The 19,139-nt window shown below is 60.1% G+C and carries 16 protein-coding genes; 8 read left to right on the top strand and 8 right to left on the bottom strand.

The features are described from left to right. The first annotated feature begins 110 nt into the window (after positions 1-110). The 5 genes from flgK (at position 111) to PH603_RS11890 (ending at position 6,864) form a co-directional block, all read left to right on the top strand. On the top strand, positions 111-2,225 hold the full coding sequence (gene flgK / locus PH603_RS11910; protein ID WP_289502753.1) for a flagellar hook-associated protein FlgK: 2,115 nt from the start codon (positions 111-113) through the stop codon (positions 2,223-2,225). A gap of 13 nt (positions 2,226-2,238) precedes the next feature. Continuing rightward, on the top strand, positions 2,239-3,162 hold the full coding sequence (locus PH603_RS11905) for a flagellin (RefSeq protein WP_289502752.1): 924 nt from the start codon (positions 2,239-2,241) through the stop codon (positions 3,160-3,162). A 70-nt stretch (positions 3,163-3,232) separates the two neighbouring features. Then, positions 3,233-3,733, top strand: a complete 501-nt coding sequence (locus PH603_RS11900) for a flavin reductase family protein (protein ID WP_289502751.1) — start codon at positions 3,233-3,235, stop codon at positions 3,731-3,733. A 239-nt stretch (positions 3,734-3,972) separates the two neighbouring features. Then, the gene (locus PH603_RS11895; protein WP_289502750.1) at positions 3,973-5,091 is read left to right on the top strand and encodes a DUF2336 domain-containing protein; all 1,119 of its coding nucleotides are present in this window, start codon (positions 3,973-3,975) and stop codon (positions 5,089-5,091) included. A gap of 60 nt (positions 5,092-5,151) precedes the next feature. Next, positions 5,152-6,864 (top strand): sensor histidine kinase, encoded by a 1,713-nt coding sequence (locus PH603_RS11890; RefSeq protein ID WP_289502749.1) that lies wholly within the window; start codon positions 5,152-5,154, stop codon positions 6,862-6,864. A gap of 126 nt (positions 6,865-6,990) precedes the next feature. On the opposite strand, the gene PH603_RS11885 is transcribed toward PH603_RS11890, so the two are convergent. From PH603_RS11885 to PH603_RS11875, 3 genes are all read right to left on the bottom strand, one after another. Further along, positions 6,991-8,481, bottom strand: coding sequence for a S10 family peptidase (locus PH603_RS11885; protein WP_434783324.1), 1,491 nt, complete (start codon positions 8,479-8,481; stop codon positions 6,991-6,993). A gap of 41 nt (positions 8,482-8,522) precedes the next feature. Further along, the gene (locus tag PH603_RS11880) at positions 8,523-9,281 is read right to left on the bottom strand and encodes an NAD kinase (RefSeq protein ID WP_289502747.1); all 759 of its coding nucleotides are present in this window, start codon (positions 9,279-9,281) and stop codon (positions 8,523-8,525) included. 79 nt (positions 9,282-9,360) lie between these two features. Then, positions 9,361-9,690 carry a hypothetical protein gene (locus PH603_RS11875; RefSeq protein ID WP_289502746.1) on the bottom strand — a complete coding sequence of 110 codons (330 nt, stop codon included), beginning with the start codon at positions 9,688-9,690 and terminating at the stop codon, positions 9,361-9,363. A gap of 88 nt (positions 9,691-9,778) precedes the next feature. On the opposite strand from PH603_RS11875, the gene PH603_RS11870 reads away from it, so the two are divergent. Next, positions 9,779-10,420 (top strand): DsbA family oxidoreductase, encoded by a 642-nt coding sequence (locus PH603_RS11870; RefSeq protein WP_289502745.1) that lies wholly within the window; start codon positions 9,779-9,781, stop codon positions 10,418-10,420. 19 nt (positions 10,421-10,439) lie between these two features. Here PH603_RS11870 and PH603_RS11865 read toward each other — a convergent pair whose 3' ends face one another. The 4 genes from PH603_RS11865 to PH603_RS11850 all read right to left on the bottom strand — a co-directional run bounded on the left by PH603_RS11865 (position 10,440) and on the right by PH603_RS11850 (position 15,023). Next, complete coding sequence (locus PH603_RS11865; protein WP_289502744.1) at positions 10,440-10,817, bottom strand: hypothetical protein; 378 nt, start codon at positions 10,815-10,817, stop codon at positions 10,440-10,442. A gap of 100 nt (positions 10,818-10,917) precedes the next feature. After that, positions 10,918-14,445 carry a transcription-repair coupling factor gene (gene mfd, locus PH603_RS11860; protein ID WP_289502743.1) on the bottom strand — a complete coding sequence of 1,176 codons (3,528 nt, stop codon included), beginning with the start codon at positions 14,443-14,445 and terminating at the stop codon, positions 10,918-10,920. Between the two features lie 49 nt (positions 14,446-14,494). Beyond that, positions 14,495-14,719, bottom strand: coding sequence for a hypothetical protein (locus tag PH603_RS11855; RefSeq protein WP_289502742.1), 225 nt, complete (start codon positions 14,717-14,719; stop codon positions 14,495-14,497). Between the two features lie 7 nt (positions 14,720-14,726). Further along, positions 14,727-15,023: a succinate dehydrogenase assembly factor 2 gene (locus PH603_RS11850; protein ID WP_289502741.1), complete on the bottom strand. Its 297-nt coding sequence runs from the start codon at positions 15,021-15,023 to the stop codon at positions 14,727-14,729. A gap of 94 nt (positions 15,024-15,117) precedes the next feature. Here PH603_RS11850 and recG point away from each other — a divergent pair, with 94 nt between their 5' ends. Continuing rightward, positions 15,118-17,205, top strand: coding sequence for an ATP-dependent DNA helicase RecG (recG, locus tag PH603_RS11845; protein ID WP_289502740.1), 2,088 nt, complete (start codon positions 15,118-15,120; stop codon positions 17,203-17,205). Positions 17,206-17,277: 72 nt separating this feature from the next. Further along, entirely contained in the window at positions 17,278-17,985 is a 708-nt protein-coding gene (locus PH603_RS11840; RefSeq protein WP_289502739.1) for a uracil-DNA glycosylase family protein, read from the top strand. Here the strand turns inward: PH603_RS11840 and PH603_RS11835 are convergent. After that, positions 17,982-19,121, bottom strand: a complete 1,140-nt coding sequence (locus tag PH603_RS11835; protein ID WP_289502738.1) for a hypothetical protein — start codon at positions 19,119-19,121, stop codon at positions 17,982-17,984. The genes PH603_RS11840 and PH603_RS11835 overlap by 4 nt on opposite strands. Positions 19,122-19,139: the final 18 nt, after the last annotated feature.

Here is a 19,139-nt window from a genome sequence, read left to right as displayed (position 1 = left end):
TATGCGAATGAACAAGTTTTTCAGTATTTCGGTGAGTGCTTCCGTGGTGCGCGAGGCGAATTTTGCCGCTTGTCGCCCGGCAGATGCTGCCGCTGAAGGGGAGGGCCGCCATGTCGACGCTTAATGCCATCCTGAATACCTCGCTGACCGGGCTTTTCACCAATCAGTCGGCACTCCGGGTTACGTCCAACAATATCGCGAACGTCAACACGCCCAACTATTCTCGGGTGCGGGTGGAACAAGCGCCGCTCGTGCTGCAGGGTCAGTCGATGGGGACCTCGGTTTCGGGGATCACCCGCGTTGTTGATGATTTCCTGTCGTCGGCACTGCGCACGTCAAATTCGGATACCGCCAAATACAGCATCCAGTCGGAATTCCATTCCCGCCTGCAGGGGCTCCTTGGCAAGCCGGATTCCGAAGCGTCGCTGACCGCCCAGCTTGACGATATCTTTGCCTCGGTTGCCGACCTCTCGATCAACCCTGCAGATTCCCTGCGCCGGCAGGATTATATCACCGAGATCGATACATACCTCGGCCAGATCAGTACCCTGCAGTATCAGATCCAGGACCTGCGCGCCGATGTGAGCGCCAAGATCGAGGATGTGGTCGATCAGGCCAACGAACTGCTGCGCGTCATCGATAACCTGAACCCGATCCTTATCCGCCAGAATGTGGTGGGCGGCGAAACCGGCGGTATTTCCGGCCAGATGGACCAGGCACTGAGCGAGCTTTCGCAGTTGCTGGATATCGTGGTGCGCCCGCGCAGCGATGGCGGTATCAGCGTTTTCACCTCAAGCGGCCTGCCGCTCGTCGACACATCGCTCAGCCAGCTTTCCTATTCGGCTGCTGGCATCGTGAATGCCGACACCAAGTTCGGTGCGGTCGAGCTTCACCGGGTTGACGACCAGCTAAACCCGACCTCCTCGGCCTTCGATCTTTCAGCGGTTGTCCGTTCTGGTGAACTGCGCGGCCTTCTGGACATGCGCGATGGCCAGCTGCGCGACCTGTCGCTGAGCCTTGGCGAGCTCGCGGCCCATGCAGCCGACGAATTCAATGCTGTTCACAACCAGTTCAGCGCGATCCCGGCGCCGAATAGCCTGATCGGCAAGGCCAAGCCGGTTTCTGCGAACAACGAGACCGGCTTCACGGGCATTGTGAACTTTGCCGTGGTCGATGCCACAGGCAATGTGATTGCCAAAACGACGGTTGATTTCGACGGTGCCCCGCCCGCGGACTATGCTGCCCTCATCGCGCAGGTGAATGCGGGCCTTGGCGGTGCTGGCACGCTTGCGCTCAATAACGGTGTCATGAGCCTGACCGCAACTGATCCCACCCATGGTGTTGCCATCGCCGACGATCCGTCCGCGCCGAGCGATCGTGGCGGCCGCGGCTTCAGCCACTATTTCGGCATGAACGACATTATCGAAGCATCACAGCCCGGCATCTATGAAACCGGCGTTGCCTCAACCACGCTTCACAATCTCGGCGCGACCGACAGCATGACCTTCCGGGTGCGCGACGCTCAGGGGCGTGTGCTGACGACGGTGACCGTGAATGCGACCGGCACGACCTACGGCGACATGGTGGCCGAGCTCAATAACGTTGCCGGCCTTGGTGCCTATTTCAACTTCTCGCTCAATTCAAACGGCGGGCTCGATTGGACAGTCAATCCGCCGCGTACGGGGCTGGAGCTTGAAGTGCTTACCGACAATAGCGAAATCGGCACCACCGGCATCGGCTTCACCGAAGCGTTCGGCATCGGTGATGGTTATCAGGCGAACGCTGCCCGCGACGTGAAGGTGGTGGACCGGCTGCAGAATAACCAGAACCTTCTGGCACTCAGCCAGTTTGACCTGACCGCAGCGGTTGGCCAGGTGGCGCTCACCAACGGCGACCAGCGCGGGGCGCTGGCGTTTCAGGAGCTTGAGAGCAAGCTTGTCAGCTTCGATGACGCCGGCGAGCTGAATGCCACTGCCGTGACCCTGACCCAATATACCGCCCGTTTCCTCGGTAATACCGGCCTGATGGCCAACCGGGCGAACAATATGATGGAAGACAATATGGCGCTGCAGACCGAGCTCGGCGTACGTCTTTCGGATGTGACGGGCGTGAATATGGACGAGGAGCTCTCGAACCTCATCGTCTACCAGAATGCCTACAATGCGGCAGCGCGGGTTCTTTCGAGCGTGCAGGAGCTTTACGACACGCTCCTGAGCTCGGTGTAAGGGAGGCAATAGCATGACGCGCGTATCCAGCTTCGGCCAGCAGTCGCTGATGGTCAACACCCTGATGGAAAACCAGAAACGGGTGTTCGAAGGCCAGCGTCAGGTGGCAACCGGCAAGAAGACCGACGAATATGCAGGCCTCAAGAGCGCGACCAACACGGTCCTTAGCTCCCGGTCTTTCATGGCACGGGTTGATACCTTCCAGACGACGATCAAGACGGTGCGTGGCAAGCTTGACGCCAACGACGTGCAGATTGAAGGCATGCTCTCCTCGATGGAAGCCCTGAAGGACAATATCCAGGTGGCGCTCGCCAACAATCAGGCTGAAGGCTTTTCGGAGCTTCTCGACCAGACCTTCAAATTCATGGTCAATGGCCTCAATACCAATTTCGACGGCACCTATCTTTTCTCGGGTGCCAAGACCAGCACCGTGCCGGTGAACGTGAAAACTCTGGCCGAACTTTCAGGGCTGGGAGCTGTCGCCGACGCCTTTGATAACTCGGATATCGGCTTCAAGGCCAAGATTGCCGACAATGTCGATCTCGATTTCGGGCTGGTGGCTGATGACGTGGCGGAGGAGAGCTTTCAGGTCCTCCTTGACCTCTATAACTACGATCAGGGCGCCGGCGGTCCGCTGAATGGCGAACTTGACCAGACGCAGTGGGATTACCTGCAGTCCATGCTGTCGAACATCACCTCGGCCATCGATGGTCTGCGTCAGAACCAGGTGAAGAACGGCCTTGTGTATGAACGCCTGGACCTGATTAACGAGCAGCATTCCGACACAGCTGTGTTCCTTGAGGTCTTCATTGCCGACCTTGAGGATGTGGACATGGCCGAGGCCGTGACGCGGCTCAACAACAACCAGGTCGCGCTCGAAGCATCCTATCAGGCTGTTTCGATCCTCTCTGACCTGTCGCTTCTGCGCTATATCTGACCGATCGGCCTTGCTTTCCGGGGTGCGCTGGCTACAGTCAGGGCGTTTCTGAAGCGACCGGGGAATGTTTGTGCGCGTCACCGAAAATCTTTTCCGCAAAGGCATGCGCCGGCTGGGCGGGGCTGTCACCATCGTCACCGCCGCCGATGGCAAGGATCGCTGGGCCGGGCTCACCGCCACGGCGGTCACGTCGCTGTCGGCTGAGCCACCCCGCCTTCTCGCCTGTATCAACCGGCAGGGCGGCACCTATGACATCATCTCGCGCGGCCGCACCCTGTGCATCAATGTGCTCGGGGCATCGCATCTTGAACTTGCCAAGCGTTTTGCCGGCATGAGCGGCGAGCCCGAGTGTGACCGGTTCGAACGGGGCCTGTGGGCGCCGCTCGTGACCGGGGCGCCAGCCCTCAAGGGGGCGCTCGCCACGTTCGACTGCACAGTCGATAATATTCTTGATGTTGGCAGCCACGGCATCGTCATCGGGCAGGTGCAGGGGATCGAGGCCGAAGGCGAGCAGTTTGAAGACCCGCTGGCCTATATTGACGGCACATGGTCGACCCTGACGCCGCTTTGATAAATTTTTCGCAGAATTCCGCCACCTTCCGAATCACAAGATATAGAATCGGAGACTCGCTATGAGTCGATATATGGTGGAAAGGGCGGGAGCCTAAAGGCAAATAGTTAACGATTTCTTCTAAATTGTTGATTCTTGGTCTGGAATCTATATCCTAAAGGCCAAGGGTTCTGAGTTGGGAAACGCATGCTCGAATTTTTCATGCGGGCTGAGAAGAATTTCTCGACGGGAGAAGATGGGTGTCTGGTGAGCAGTTGAAGCAGCTATTGTTGCTGGCGCGGAGCAAATCCGTCGATGCCCGGGCACGTCTTGTCGAGAATATCACTGACCTTTTCCTTTCTGACCAAGGCCGCCTCAGCGAGCATGAACGCGCGCTGATGTCGGACATTCTTGGCAAGCTGATCGGGCAGGTGGAAGCTGATATCCGCAAGGAGCTGGCCGAGACGATGGTGCGGGCCGGGGTCGATTTCCCCGATATCGCCCGGATGCTCGCGAACGACGAGGTCGAGATTGCCCGCCCGCTTCTGGAACGCAGCCATCTGCTGCAGGATCCGGACCTGATTGAAATCATCCGCATGCGCACCGATGAACACCGCATGTCCATCGCGATGCGTGACGAGCTTTCGGAAGCCGTGTCGAATGCGCTCGTGGAATATGGTTCGGAAGACGTGATCGAGACGCTTCTGAACAACCACGACGCCAATATCTCGAAACGTGCGATGGAATATCTGGTGGCGGAAAGCCGCCGCGTTGACCGCTTCCAGGAGCCGCTTCTGTTGCGTGCCGATCTGCCGGGCGATCTGGCCTATCGCATGTACTGGTGGGTGTCGGCCGCGCTCAGGAAGCGTATCCTAACCGAATTCGATATCGACCCCGTGGTGCTGGAGCAGGCCGTGAAGCGCGCCGTCAGCACAACGATTGTCGATCATCAGCAAAATGAAAGCGCCTATATACGCGCCCAGAAACTGGTGCGCCGCATGGCCGAAAACGGCGAACTTTCGATCCAGTTCCTGATCAATTCGCTGCGTCAGCAGCGGATTGCCGTTTTTGTGGCAGGCATGGGCGAGCTCGGCAATGTGGATTTCCGCACTGCGTGGCGCATTTTCTCGGACCGTGGTGGCGAAAGCTTCGCGATCCTTGCCAAGGCCGTGGGCGTGGATCGCAGCCAGTTCACCAGCATCTTCCTTCTGGTGGTGCAGGCGCGCGAAGGCGCGACCGTCAAGTCGCCGGGTTTCCTGAAGGAAATCCTGGCGCTTTTCGATGCCATCACGGAAGAGAATGCGAAGGGGGCCTTGCAGGTCTGGCAGCGCGACAGCGCCTATCAGGCTGCGATCGAGGAATTGGACCGGGTCGGTTGAACCGGGTAAAATGGCAGGCGCCGGTAAAAGAAGTGCCGCTGGACAGGGTAGTGAACGCTTATGAAGGTCGATAAAGGGACGATTGAGGCGGCAGCGAATGTCGTTGATCTGACCGGCCGCCGCGGTGACGGGGCGGACGCGGCCTTTGGCGCTTCTATCTCTCGCGGCACCCATGCAGGCCTTCCGGCGAACGAGCAGGCACTGGGCCTGATTGACCGCATCGTTGTGGACGACAGCCTGCCGCTTTATGTGGCGGCGCTGGATGGCACCGTTATCCATATGAACGGCCATTACCGCCAGCTTGACCATATGCTGGGCGATGCCACGCTGGCGCCGGGCGGTGCCGAAACGCGCGGCAAGCGCGGCAGCACGATGCTGGCGCCCATCATTGGCGATATTCTGGCGTCCCGCGCCACCGTGCGCGCCGAGGAAGTCGCCGTGATCGGCGGCAAGGAGCGGGTCTATCTCGGCCGTCATATGCCGGTGCGCAATGAAAAGGGCGAGATCATCGCCATCGCCGGCACCTACGAGGATGTGACCGTGCAGGTGCGCGGTATCGAGGAAGCCTCGAAGACGCAGGCCCGTTTCCAGGATTTCGCCCGCGCAAGCTCTGACTGGTTCTTCGAATGCGGGGCGGACCTCAAGATCACCACACTGTCCGACCGTTTCACGGCGCTTGTCGGCCAGCCGGCCCAGCTTTTCGTGGGCGCCGAGTTCCATCAGTTCGGCCGTTTCGACGCGAACCTTGAAGGCCACTCGGATGGGCCGCGCGCCATCAAGATGCGCAAGCCCTTCCGCGACCAGCTTTTTGTGGTTGAAACCCATGACGGGCACGAACTGAAATTCCACTTGTCCGCCGTGCCGGTGTTCGAGCGCGCAAGCGGCGAGTTCCGTGGCTATCGCGGCGTTGGCATGGATGTGACCGAACGCTACAAGCAGGCGAATGACGCGCGGCAAAACCAGGAACGACTTGAAAAGCTGCTGGCGGAACTGACCCGCAAGAATATCGCGCTTGATGACGCCACGGCGCAGGCCACCACGGCGCTGCGGGCCAAGAACGAATTCCTGGCGGCTATGAGCCACGAGCTTCGTACGCCGCTTAATGCCATTATCGGCTTTGCCGAAAGCTTCGAGCGCAAGGCCTTTGGCGAGCTTGAAGACGCCTATCTCGCCTATGCGGCGGATATCCGCAAATCGGGCCAGCATCTCCTTGGCCTTATCAACGATATTCTGGATGTGGCAGTGATCGAAAGCGGCGGCCTGTCGCTGCTGATTGACGAACTGCCGCTGGAGCGCGTGCTGATGAAAGCCGTGCAGATGAATGTGGAAGCTGCCCGCAAGAAACAGATCGATGTGGACGGGCTTCTCGCCACCACCAGCGACCTTGTCATCAAGGCGGATGACCGGCGCACCACGCAGATCATCGTGAACCTTCTGTCGAACGCCGTGAAATTCACGCCTGAGGGCGGCTCCATCGGCTGCGAGATCACCGAGAACCGCGACGACAATATGGTGGAGCTGACAATCTGGGATACCGGCATCGGCATTTCGGAAGAAAACCAGCCGAAGGTGTTCGAGAAATTCCATCAGGTGACCGACGACGTCTACTCGCGCAAGCAGGAAGGCACCGGCCTTGGCCTGCATATCTCGCGCGAGCTGGCGCGGCGGATGGACGGCGACCTGACGCTTGCAAGCAATGTGGGTGAGGGCAGCCGCTTCACCGTGCACCTGCCGCTTTCGGATGGTGCTGCCGCGGACGACAATTTCATCTGATATCCAGGGGATAATCACCGATCACAAGATCGGGACGGGAGGAGCGGGGCCTCAGGCGACAAGCCTTTGAGGCCCCCTCTTTTTGTGGAAAAGGCCCGGCGGTTTCCACTGCCGGGCCTCTGGTTTTTACTTCCTGATGAAGTCCCGCACATCTTTCACGAGCTGCTGGAAGCTGGGCTCGTGGGCATACATCATGTGGCCGGATTCATAATAGGTGAAGGTGACCTTCGCGGTGTCGATGCCATTGTCGTTGAAGGTATTCTCCGTGGCGAAGAAGGGCGTTGCAAAATCGTAATAGCCGTTTGCCACCAGTATCTTGATATCGCTGTTCTCGCGCTGGGCCTGGCCCACATGCTGGGCGACATTCACGAAGCCGCCGTCATAGCCGCCATATTCCAGGCCTTTCCAGTTGCGCACGCCGCCGATCACGGAGAAGCGGCGTTCGATATCGACCTTCAGGTCGTTCTGGAAATAATGCATGGTGCCGGCGTTATAGGCGGAATCGATGCCGTAGAAGGACGGGTCGTTGTCGATATGCTCGCCCGTGCCTTCATAGTCGCGGCCAAGATAGCGGCCATCGAGGCGGCCAACGGTGAGGCCTTCGTCGCGGCGCAGCTCCTTCAGATATTTGTAATAGTGAACACGCAGGTTGGCGTTTTTCACATACTGAAGCTTCAGGCCCGTGTAGGCAGCCACCTTTTCGGCAATCTCGTTGAACTTGGCTTTCGGCAGGCGGTTGCCCTGGAGGAGGGCCGTTGCATAGTCGCCAAGGGCGAACTGACGCACTTCCTCGACATAGCCTTCAAGCGTGCGGCCTTCATGGCTGACAAGGCCGTGATACCAGGCGGTGGCGGCCATCGTCGGCAGGTAGCCGATATAGGCGCGTGTTTGGCCGGGGTCATAGCTGTTCCACGAGAAGTCGAGGATCGAGGAAATCAGCGCCACGCCGTTGATGGCGATATCGGTGTAGCTGCCCTGAAGCTCGTTCAGGAGCGCGGCTGCACGCGTGGTGCCATAGCTTTCGCCAGACAGATATTTGGGGCTGTTCCAGCGGTTGTTCTTCTGCAGCCAGATGCGGATAAATTCCGCGACCGACTTGGCGTCTTCCTTCACACCCCAGAAGTCTTCGCTTTTGCCCTTGCCGATGGCGCGGGACCAGCCGGTGCCGACCGGGTCAATGAAGACCATATCGACCTGATCAAGGATCGAATCCGGGTTATCAACAAGCGTGAAGGGGGCGGCGCCGTCATCCTTGGCGTCTGACGGCACAATGATGCGCTTCGGGCCGTAAATGCCCATATGCAGCCACACGCTCGCCGAGCCCGGGCCGCCGTTGAAGACGAAGAAGACAGGGCGCGAAACGCTGTCTTTCACATCGGTGCGGATATAGCTCGTGGAGAAAATGGCAGCGGTCGGCTCGCCGTTTTCATCCTTCAGGTAGGTTTCGCCGGCCACAGCCTTGTAGCTGACGGCGGTGCCGCCGAAGGTGCCCTTGTGGGTTGTCTCGAAGACTTTGGGCTCACCAACCGGCTTTGCAGCCGTTTCTTTCTTGTCGTCGGCAATAGCCGATCCGCTCATGACCAGCGCTGCTACCAGCAGGCCGGTCAGGTATTTCATGGGTTTCATTCTCGCCCCCCAAATTGGTTTATATTGTTGGCTCAGTGTACAAACTGTTCGCCGAAGATACGTTCAGCGAGATTATGTTCGCTATCGAACAAAAGATTAATCCGGATATCGCGGGCTTCCTCGACCACCACTTTGCGCACGTCACGCACCTCGTGCATGTCGGCCACGGCAGAAACCGGGCGTTTGCTCGGGTCCATCACCACCAGCTCGACCGACACATTGTGCGGCAACAGCGCACCGCGCCAGCGCCGGGGGCGGAAGGCGGCCAAGGGGGTCAGTGCCATGAGGTCAGCGCCGAGCGGAATGATCGGGCCATTGGCGGAAAGATTATAGGCCGTGCTGCCGGCAGGCGTGGCCACAAGGATGCCGTCACCCACCAGTTCGGGGATGCGTTCGGTGCCATCGATGGACACACGGATCTTGGCAGCCTGCCGGGTTTCGCGCAGGAGTGACACCTCGTTCACCGCCATATATTCGATCGTTTCGCCGTCGCAGGTGGTGGCACGCATCCGCAAGGGGTGAATCGTGAAGTTGGTGGCCGCCTTGATCCGCTCTATCAGGCCTTCCTCGTTATATTCGTTCATCAGGAAGCCGACGGTGCCCTTGTTCATCCCGAAGATGGGCACATTCTGGTTCATATAGGCGTGCAGGGTTTGCAGCATGAAGCCGTCGCCGCCAAGGGCGACGATCACCTCGGCCTCGCGGGTGCCCACCACCGGATAGTGGCTGCGCAGACGGGCGGCGGCTTTCGCAGCTTCGCCGAACTCGCTGGAAATGATGGCTATTTTCATACTGAGCAATACTCCCTCGGGCGGAGAGTATAGGCGTTCGGGTGAGGAGTTCCAGAAGGAATCGAACGGCGGGCTATCCTCAGCCCTTGTCGTCCAGCAGGCGGCCGAGGCCTTCGTCCAGCGTCTCGTCGATGCTGCTGAAGACCTTCGCGTTGGCGGCAAAGACATGCTTTTCCGTCTTCAGGTCCACCATATGCTGGATCAGGTCGCCGAAACCGGGGCCGCCCGAGAGCTTGCCGCTGCCGCCGGTGGCGGTGGCCACAGCCGCCGTATTGGCGCCTTCGGGCAGGTCATCAAGCGAGAAATTGGCCGCTGCCGTGGTGTCGTCAATGATCTTGCGCGCCACATCCGTCGCCCGTTTTTCGGACTGGATGAGGCCGTTTGCGGCAATGTTCAGGGCGTCGATCACGGTGGCTTCTCCTCCTTGATTAGCTGACCATAAGGTGAAAGGGTAAAGCTCTGTTTAATGCGTAGGCGCAATTTGAAGGATGTCTGTGATGCTGATCGATACGGTGATCGATGTGGTCTGCCCCTGGTGCTTCGTCGGCAAACGGGAACTGGACCTCGCGGTTGCCGAGCGGCCGGCGGCTGTCACTGGCGTGCGCTGGCGGCCCTATCAGCTGAGTGCTGAAACGCCGGCTGAGGGCGTGGACCGCGCCACCTATTATGCGCAGAAATTTGGCAATAGCCCGCAGTTCCAACAGGCGCGGAAGCATCTGATCGCGCGGGGAGAAGAGCTCGGCATCGCCTTCGATTTCGAGCGTCCGGCCCGGATCGCCAACACGCTGGATGCGCACCGCCTGATCCGCTGGGCCTTGGCACCCGGCTGTCAGGATCTTGTGGTGGAAGGACTGATGCGCGCCTATTTCGAGGAAGGCGCGTTTCTGGGCGACCGTGAACTGCTCGCCGATATTGCCGCAAGGGCAGGGATGGACCGCACGCTGGTGGCCGATCTGCTGGCGAGCGACGCCGACAGGGACGTTGTGCAGGTGGAAGTGGCCGAGGCGCACCGGATGGGCGTGCAGGGCGTGCCCTTCTTCATTTTCGATGGCCGCTTTGCCGTGTCCGGCGCGCAGGACCATAGCGAACTTGTGAAGGTGATCGACCATGCGCAGGCGACCGACGGGGCGGGCGCCTGAAAGCTTTGGGAATTACGGTTCAGTACGCTGTCGGCGTTTTGGTGCGCAGCGTGACGGCCACAAACATCGCCATCGAAATGAGCACGACGATGGAACCGACAGCCGTGAGCGGCTCGGCGCCCATATTGCCGCTGAACATGACGAACAGGCCGACGATCATCATCCAGAGGCCGATGTTCGACAGCCAGAAATGCATCCGCGCCAGCATCGTGTGATTGGCGGCGGGGTGCAGGCGGTAATAGCCGCCAAACAGCATCATCGATACGAAGCCCAGAAGGTTGAGGTGGGCATGGGTGGGCATCTGGCTGTGGTCATGGCTCGCCCCCATGTAAACGCCAAGGGCGATGCCGATCAGGCCGTATAAGGCCCCGAGTTTGAAAAAGCGCGCTGCAAGCATTGATGTTTCCTCTCTGTCGCAAAAATGGCCAGCTTGCTGCCAGCCTTGTTAAGGAGGCGGAACATATATCAATTCGATGTATTAGAAAAGCGGATTAAGGTTAACGCCGTGCGCGTACTTCCAGCTCTTTTACAAGAGCGTGCACCATCTTCAGTCGCGCACCGATCTTTGCTTCGGCGGCGAAGTAAATAAGCTTATGATCCGGCCTGAGTTTTGCCCGGATACCACTGCCGGAGATAAACTCCACAAGACCCGCCGGATTTTCGAACTTGTCGCCCCGGAAACCGATGATGACACCCTTGGGGCCGGCTTCCAGCTTGTCGATCCCCGCCCGTTTGGCGTGGCCCTTGATGATCATGATGGCGGTCAGCTGCTTCACCGGTGGCGGCAGCGGGCCGAAACGGTCGATCAATTCGGCGGCAAATCCATCAATTTCTTCGCGCGTGTCGAGGTCGGCAAGGCGGCGATATAGCGCCATGCGCTGGTTGAGATCCGGCACATAGCTTTCCGGAATCATCACGGTGGCGCCCACATTGATGGTGGGGGACCAGTCGGTTTCCGCTTCCTCGAACCCGCCGGCACGGGCTTCGGCCACGGCTTCCTCGAGCATCTTCTGGTAAAGCTCGACGCCCACCTCGCGGATATGGCCGGACTGTTCCTCGCCAAGGAGGTTCCCCGCGCCCCGGATATCCATATCGTGGCTGGCAAGCGTGAAGCCGGCGCCGAGCGTATCCAGCGTTTGCAGCACTTGCAGGCGCTTGTCGGCATTGTCGCTGATCATCTGGCCGGGCGGGGTGGTCAGATAAGCATAAGCCCGCACCTTGGCGCGCCCCACACGCCCGCGCAGCTGGTACATCTGCGCCAGGCCAAACCGGTCAGCGCGGTATAGCACCATTGTATTCGCAGTGGGGATATCGATGCCGGATTCCACAATGGTGGTGGACAGAAGCACTTCATACTTGCCCTCGTAGAAGGCGGTCATGACATCTTCCAGTTCGCTTGCGGCCATCTGGCCGTGGCCGATGGTGAAGCGCACTTCGGGCACCTGTTCCTTCAGGAAGTCGGCAGCCTCGGCGATATCCGAGATGCGCGGCACCACGAAGAAGCTCTGGCCGCCCCTGTAATGCTCGCGCAAGAGCGCCTCGCGGATCACCACGGGGTCGAACGGCAGTACGAAGGTGCGCACGGCCAGCCTGTCCACCGGTGGGGTCGCGATGATCGAAAGATCACGGATGCCGCTCATTGCCATCTGCAGGGTGCGCGGGATGGGGGTGGCGGTCAGGGTCAGCACGTGGACGTTGGCTTTCAGCGCCTTCAGGCGCTCCTTGTGGGCCACGCCGAAATGCTGCTCTTCGTCCACAATCATCAGGCCGAGGTCGCGGAAGCCGATCCCCTTGCCGAGAAGGGCGTGGGTGCCGATCACGATATCGAGCTTGCCGTCCTTCATCTCGTCCTTGCTGGCGTTTGCCTCCTTGGTGGAAACAAGCCGCGAAAGCTGCGCAATGCGAACCGGGAGCCCCTTGAAGCGCTCGGTGAAGGTCTGGAAATGCTGACGGGCAAGAAGGGTGGTCGGCGCGATCACCGCCACCTGATAGCCAGCCATCACGGCAAGGAAAGCCGCACGCAGGGCCACTTCGGTTTTGCCGAAACCCACGTCGCCGCAAATGAGCCGGTCCATCGGGCGACCGGACGCAAGGTCGGTCGCCACATCGGCGATGGCGCGCAGCTGATCGTCCGTTTCGGCGTAGGGGAAGCGGGCGCAGAATTCCTCGTAGGCGCCGTCGGTGGCGGCGATGGGATTGCCTTCCTTGAGCGCGCGGGCAGCGGCAAGCTTGATCAGCTCCCCCGCCATCTCGCGGATACGCTCTTTCATCTTCGCCTTGCGGGCCTGCCACGCAACACCGCCAAGCTTGTCGAGCTGGGCGCCGGTTTCGTCGCTGCCGTAACGCGACAGGACCTCGATATTCTCGACCGGCACAAAAAGCTTGTCGCCGCCATGATAGGTGAGAAGCACGCAGTCATGCGCTGCTCCCGTCACCTCTACGGTCTCAAGCCCTTCGAAGCGCCCGATGCCATGGCTGGCGTGCACGACCAGATCACCGGGGCTGAGGGCGGCGGCTTCGGTCAGGAAATTGTCGGCCTTCTTGGAGCGGCGCACCTTGCGCACCAGCCGGTCGCCCAGCACATCCTGCTCGCTGATGATGGCGAGGTCGGCGGTCTCGAACCCGCTTTCAAGCGGCAGCACTGTGATGGCCACAAGGCGCGGATTGGCGTGGCGGATATCGGCCCAGCCCTCGGCCACGCCAACTGGCTTCACGCCGTGGTCTTCCAGAACACCCTTCAGGCGCTCGGCAGCGCCTTCCGAGTAACTGGCGAACACGACCCGTTTGCCGGCGTCCCGCAGGGCATCAACGTGGGTTTTCAGCGTGTCATAGATATTGCCTTCGCGGGCGGCGCGTTCCGGAGCGAAGTCGCGGCCCTGTGCTGCATCGAATGCCACAAGACCCGGCACCTGCGGGGCCTTGAAGGGCGTCAGGTGCAGGGCACCCAGCACATCGGTGAGGTCACCCCAGCCTTCAGCATCCAGAAACAGGCTTTCCGCCGGCACCGGCTTGTAGGGCGGGATGCGGGTGTCTTTTGTCGCCTTGGCGGTTTCCCAGGCTTCCTTGCGGGCAGTGTAATAGTCAGCTACGGCCGTGAAGCGCTCGGCGGCGGCTTCATCCGTCTGGTGATCCAAGGTGACGACCGGATCATCGAGATAATCGAAGATCGTCTCCAGCCGCTCATGGAAGAAGGGCAGCCAGTGTTCGGCGCCCTGATAGCGGCGGCCATCAAGCACGGCTTCATAAAGCGGGTCTTCACCCTTGGCAGGGCCGAAGGTGGATGTGTAGGTGCGCTGGAAGCGGCTGATGGCTTCGGGCGTGAAGGCAATTTCGCTAGCCGAGATCAGATGCAGCTTGTCCGCCTTCTGGGTCGTCAGCTGCGTGAAGGGATCGAAGCGGCGAATGGCATCCAGCTCGTCGCCAAAGAAATCGAGCCGCACGGGTTCGGCTTCACCCGAGGGGAAAATATCGACAAGGCCACCGCGCACCGCAAACTCGCCGGCTTCCATCACTTGTCCCGCACGGCGGTAACCGGCGCCGACAAGGAAGGCGATCACATCGTCCATCGAAAGCGTATCGCCGGGGGTGGCCATCAGGCTTGATGTCGCTACCGCCGATTTCGGCACCACACGCTGCAGGGCGGCGTTGATGGTGGTGAGGAGAAGGAGAGGGCCTTTGGGCTTGCGTGCGGCAAGCTCGGCGAGCGTCGCCATCCGGTGCGCCACGATCTCCCCCGCCGGGCTCACGCGGTCATAAGGCAGGCAGTCCCACGCCGGGAAGGTGATGACCTCGATTTCAGGCGAGAAGAAGCGGACGGTGGCTTCAAGGGCGGCGAGCCGTGCGTCATCCCGCGCCACATGAACGAGCGCCCGCTTGCCCTTACCGAACACACGGGAGGCCAGCGCCCCGAGCATCATGCCATCGAAGCCCGGCACAACGCCGGACATGCGCGTGACGGGGTCGCCGCTCGTCAGGGCGTCGAGCGCGAGGGCAAAGGGCAGAGCATCGGCGGCAGGGTTCGTCATGTGATGTTCAATATTGAAGCCTGAAAACAGTTGATTGTGGCTAAGTGGATTACTTTGAATCAGACAGATAGAGCGTGACGGGCATGGTCATGTTGCTCGCCCAGTCGATAGCCTCGTGGACTGAAATGCCCTTGCGCTCATCAAAAACAGCCTCACCCTCTTCAGCTTGATCTGAATCTGAGCAGCTGTTGTCTTGCCATGTCGCCTCGACTATCGCATTCACAGTTTTCCAACGGAATTTCTTCTTTCGACTGTCAATGATATTGGCAATCACGATCCACCTACCTCGCCTTCAGTGTCATGAAATCAAGCTTCTTCAGCCGGTCCATCATCTCGCCTTTGAATTCATCAGGCTCAGGCGCGCCGCCCGTGACCCATGCGAGGATTTCATGGTCCTGTTCCTCAAAGAGGCGTTCGAACCAGGCGCAATCCTCATCGCTGAAGGTGGCCACATTCGCCTCGACGAAATTGCCGAAGATGAGGTCCAGTTCCTTGATGCCCCGGTGCCACGACCGGAAGACAAGGCGGCGGCGCCGGTCTTCAAGGTTCAGGGGGGCATGGGGGTTATAGTCGCTCATCGGAATTCTCTTATCGTTTCGCTCTCTTGGCGGGGCCGCCACCATAGGCTAAGGTCCACCCCCGATAAAGCTAAATTCCGGGGAGACAGGGCCAATGCGGCCGCCAGCCTTGAATGCATTTTTTGCGGATATAGAGGGCCTGTCTGGCATCGGCAAGCGCAACCGCGCGCTTTTCGATAAACTTTCCGGCACCCGTATCCGCGACATGCTGTTGCATCTGCCGACCGGCCTGATTGACCGGCGCTATAGGCCGAGCGTGGCGGTTGCCGTGCCGGGCAGTATCGCCACCCTGTCGCTCGATATCATCGAACACCGCCCTGCGCCTTCGAAGCGCGTGCCATACCGCGTGCTCACGAAGGATGAGACCGGTTTCCTGACCCTCGTGTTCTTCAATCCGCGGGCCGACTGGCTGCGGGCGCAGCTGCCCGAAGGCGAAACCCGGCTGATCTCGGGCCGGGTGGAGGAATATCAGGGCACCCGGCAGATCACCCATCCGGACTATATGGTGAAGCCGGAGGAAGAAGGCAGCCTGCCGCTGCTCGAAACCGTTTATCCGCTCACTGCCGGCCTCTCGGGCAAGGTGATCCGCAAGGCGGTGCTTGATGCGCTCGGGCAAATCCCCGACCTGCCCGAATGGCATGACGCCGGCCTGATGGCGCGCGAAGGCTGGCCGGGCTTCAAGGCTGCACTCACCCATCTGCATTCGCCCGAAACCGGGCATGATATCGCGCTCGATAGCCCCGCCCGGCGGCGGCTGGCTTACGACGAACTGCTGGCCACCCAGTTGGCGCTCGCGCTGGTGCGCGAAAAGGTCCGCAAGAAGCGCGGGCGCGCGATCAAAGGGAACGGCAAACTGACGGCACAGATACGCGCCGCACTTCCCTACACGCTGACTGGTGATCAGGAAAAGGCACTGGCCGAGATCATGGCCGACATGGGCGGGGACCGCGCCATGCTGCGCCTGCTGCAAGGCGATGTGGGCAGTGGCAAGACGGTCGTGGCGCTTCTCGCCATGGCGACCGCCGTGGAGGCGGGCACACAGGCGGCCCTCCTGGCACCGACCGAAATCCTCGCGCGCCAGCATGCGGCGGGGATCGAGAAACTGGCGGCTGCTGCCGGCCTCAAGATTGCGTTCCTCACCGGTCGCACCAAGGGCAAGGCGCGCGAGGCTTTGCTCGCCAGCCTCAAGGCCGGCGAGATTGATATCCTCATCGGCACCCACGCCCTCATTCAGGATGATGTGGCCTACCGCGACCTCGGCCTTGCCATCATCGACGAGCAGCATCGCTTTGGCGTGCAGCAGCGGCTGGCGCTTGCCGACAAGGCCGCCCATGGCATCGATGTGCTGGGCATGACGGCGACCCCCATCCCGCGCACGCTGACGCTGACGGCCTACGGCGACATGGATGTGTCGCTCATTCGCGAAAAGCCGCCGGGCCGCACGCCGATCGATACCCGTGTAGTATCGGAAGACCGGCTGTCGGATGTGATTGACGGCTTGCGCCGGGCGATGGCGCAGGGGGCACGCGCCTATTGGGTTTGTCCGCTCGTGGAGGAATCCGAAAACAGCGACTTGGCTGCCGCCGAAGAACGCTATGGCATGCTCGCCCATGTCTTCGGTGAAAACGCTGTCGGGCTTGTCCATGGCCGCATGAAGGGGCCGGAGAAAGACGCGGTGATGGAAGCCTTCCAGAAAGGCGATATCCAGCTGCTGGTGGCGACCACAGTGATCGAGGTGGGGGTTGATGTGCCCGAAGCTTCCATCATGGTGATCGAACATGCCGAACGTTTCGGCCTGGCCCAGCTTCACCAGCTCAGGGGCCGGGTGGGGCGGGGGGCTGCCAAGTCAACCTGCTTGCTCGTTCGTGCCCAGTCGGTCGGCGAGGTCGCCCGCGCCCGCCTGCAGGTGATGCGCGACACTGACGATGGCTTCCTGATCGCCGAGGAAGACCTGCGCCTTCGGGGGGGCGGTGAAATCCTCGGGCTCAAGCAATCGGGCCTGCCGGAATTCCGCCTCGTCGATTTCGCAGCCCACGGTGACATGATCCCGATGGCGAACGACGACGCCCGGCTGTTTGTATCGAAGGACCCGGAATTGAAAACGGAGCGCGGTCAGGCGCTCCGTAATCTTCTGTATCTGTTCGAGCGCGACGAAGGCGTGCGCCTGATGCAATCGGGATAACACCGCTGCAATTTTTGATTGTTGCTGCTCGCGTGGATATCTAGCATCCGATCAGGCATCGGGAGGGGCGCTTTGGACATCGGAAAAGTAGATCTGCAGGTCAAGGCGAGGGAGAAGCTGAAAGATATTCAGCACCGGACGGGCGGCATTCTTTATAGCGGCCACAGTACCCTCGTGAAGGGCGATATCTATATTCTGGGCTTCAATCCCGGCGGAGCGCCAGAAGACGGTAGGCCGATTTCGGAAAGCATCGATACGATGCTGACAAACGACTGCAATGCCTATCTTTGCGAGAATTGGCTGACCTCCGATCAGGGGCCTGATGCCCCGTATAGTAGAGCCCCTCTCCAGCAACGGCTGAAATGGATCGCGGATCAGCTTGGGTACCCGCTCCAGACCATTTGCGCCAGCAACCTGATATTTGTGAAAAGCAGGAGGGCAGGCGAAGTTCCTCGTGATTTGGCCGATATTTGTTGGCCGGTGCATGAGGCAATCTTGGGAATTGTGAGGCCCAAACTCATTCTGGCCTTCGGCAACTCCAAGACTTCGCCATTTAATTATTTGCAGACGCCTTTTGATTGTAGAGAAGCCGTCGTCGACCATCAGGCCGCAGGTCACGGGAACTGGAAGCTAAAAAGGTTTCGCGCGGTCGTAAAGGGAAGCCCATTGGTTGTCGCAGGGCTTCCCCATCTCAGTCGCTACTCGCCTTGTGGCAAAGAATATGTTGCCGACTGGCTGCGGGAGAGCCTTGAGGGCAGTTTCGAGACCAAGGCAGGCTAGTCGATAGCCTTTTCATACATGCGCATCGTTTTGTAGGGCACGCAGGCCACTTCGCGCAGCATGTTGTTCATGCCTTCGTTGTCTTCAAGGATCCAGCTGAGCTCGGCGAAGGTGGCGCCGCGTTTGCGCACACCCGGGCGGGTGGCTTCGATCAGCATGATCGGGATGATGCCGCCGACCTTCGATTTCTGGATTGACTGGCGAACGCCCATCAGGGGTACGCGGACGCGCTCGTCCGATTTTTTGCCCAGCATCCGAGCCAAGAGCTTGAAGATGCCGAAGGGGAAAAGCTTGCCTTTCAGGTCACGGATATGGTGGTTCACATCAGGAATGGTCACCATGAAGCCCACGGCTTCGCCGTCATATTCGGCGATAAAGGTGCGGTAGGGCTTCACGATGGGTTTCAGCGAGGCGGCGGTGTGCGCGGCTTCGGCGTCCGTGAAGGGCGAGAAGCCCCAGTTGTCCGCCCATGCGTCGTTGAAGATATCGAGGATGAGGTCGAGTTCCTCATTGAAGCGCTTCATATCGATCTCGCGGATCTTGATCTTCTTGTTGCGCTTGCCCATTTCGACGATACGGGCGATGCGCTCTTCGGGCTCGTCCTTGATATCGAGATACCAGGCAACCAGATCCTTGGCCTTTTCGAAGCCGAGCTTTTTCAGCCAGCCATCATATTCGGGGCGGCCATGTGGCATCATCACCACAGGCGGCGTCTCGAAGCCCTTGACGAGCATGCCGCATTCCTGGTTGGCCGACAGCGACCACGGGCCCTGGATGCGTTTCATGCCCTTGGCTTTCAGCCAGCCGGCAGCGGTTTTGAAAAGGGCTTCCGCGGCTTCAAAGTCGGTTGCCTCAAAGAGCCCGAAGTGGCCGAGGTCCGGGCCCCACTTTTCCTGCACGGTCGGGTCAACCTGCGCCGAAATGCGGCCAACGGCAATGCCGTCGCGCTCGGCGATCCAGTATTCGCCTTCCGCATGCAGGAAATAGGGATTCTTGTCTTTCGAAAGGCTTTCAAGCCGCTCCAGCATCAAGGGCTGGATGAAGGCCGGGTCGTCCTTATAGACGAGCTCGGTGACGCGGATGAATGTCTTGAGGTCGGCCTTTGTAACAACAGGCCGGATGATGAGTTCGCTCACAGTATGCTTCCCCGTACT

The organism is Gimibacter soli (genome assembly GCF_028463845.1).
Classification (GTDB): Bacteria; Pseudomonadota; Alphaproteobacteria; order Sphingomonadales; family Kordiimonadaceae; genus Gimibacter; species Gimibacter soli.
The sequence above is the reverse complement of the archived record's forward strand: the minus strand, read 5'-3'. Positions and strand labels throughout refer to the sequence as shown.

Excerpts from the sequence above, each read along its gene's own strand:
- mfd (WP_289502743.1), bottom strand. The coding sequence starts at position 14,445 with ATGACGAACCCTGCCGCCGATGCTCTGCCCTTTGCCCTCGCGCTCGAC.
- PH603_RS11905 (WP_289502752.1), top strand. The coding sequence starts at position 2,239 with ATGACGCGCGTATCCAGCTTCGGCCAGCAGTCGCTGATGGTCAACACC.
- PH603_RS11880 (WP_289502747.1), bottom strand. The coding sequence starts at position 9,281 with ATGAAAATAGCCATCATTTCCAGCGAGTTCGGCGAAGCTGCGAAAGCC.
- PH603_RS11885 (WP_434783324.1), bottom strand. The coding sequence starts at position 8,481 with ATGAAATACCTGACCGGCCTGCTGGTAGCAGCGCTGGTCATGAGCGGA.
- recG (WP_289502740.1), top strand. The coding sequence starts at position 15,118 with ATGCGGCCGCCAGCCTTGAATGCATTTTTTGCGGATATAGAGGGCCTG.
- PH603_RS11870 (WP_289502745.1), top strand. The coding sequence starts at position 9,779 with ATGCTGATCGATACGGTGATCGATGTGGTCTGCCCCTGGTGCTTCGTC.
- flgK (WP_289502753.1), top strand. The coding sequence starts at position 111 with ATGTCGACGCTTAATGCCATCCTGAATACCTCGCTGACCGGGCTTTTC.
- PH603_RS11865 (WP_289502744.1), bottom strand. The coding sequence starts at position 10,817 with ATGCTTGCAGCGCGCTTTTTCAAACTCGGGGCCTTATACGGCCTGATC.
- PH603_RS11850 (WP_289502741.1), bottom strand. The coding sequence starts at position 15,023 with ATGAGCGACTATAACCCCCATGCCCCCCTGAACCTTGAAGACCGGCGC.
- PH603_RS11890 (WP_289502749.1), top strand. The coding sequence starts at position 5,152 with ATGAAGGTCGATAAAGGGACGATTGAGGCGGCAGCGAATGTCGTTGAT.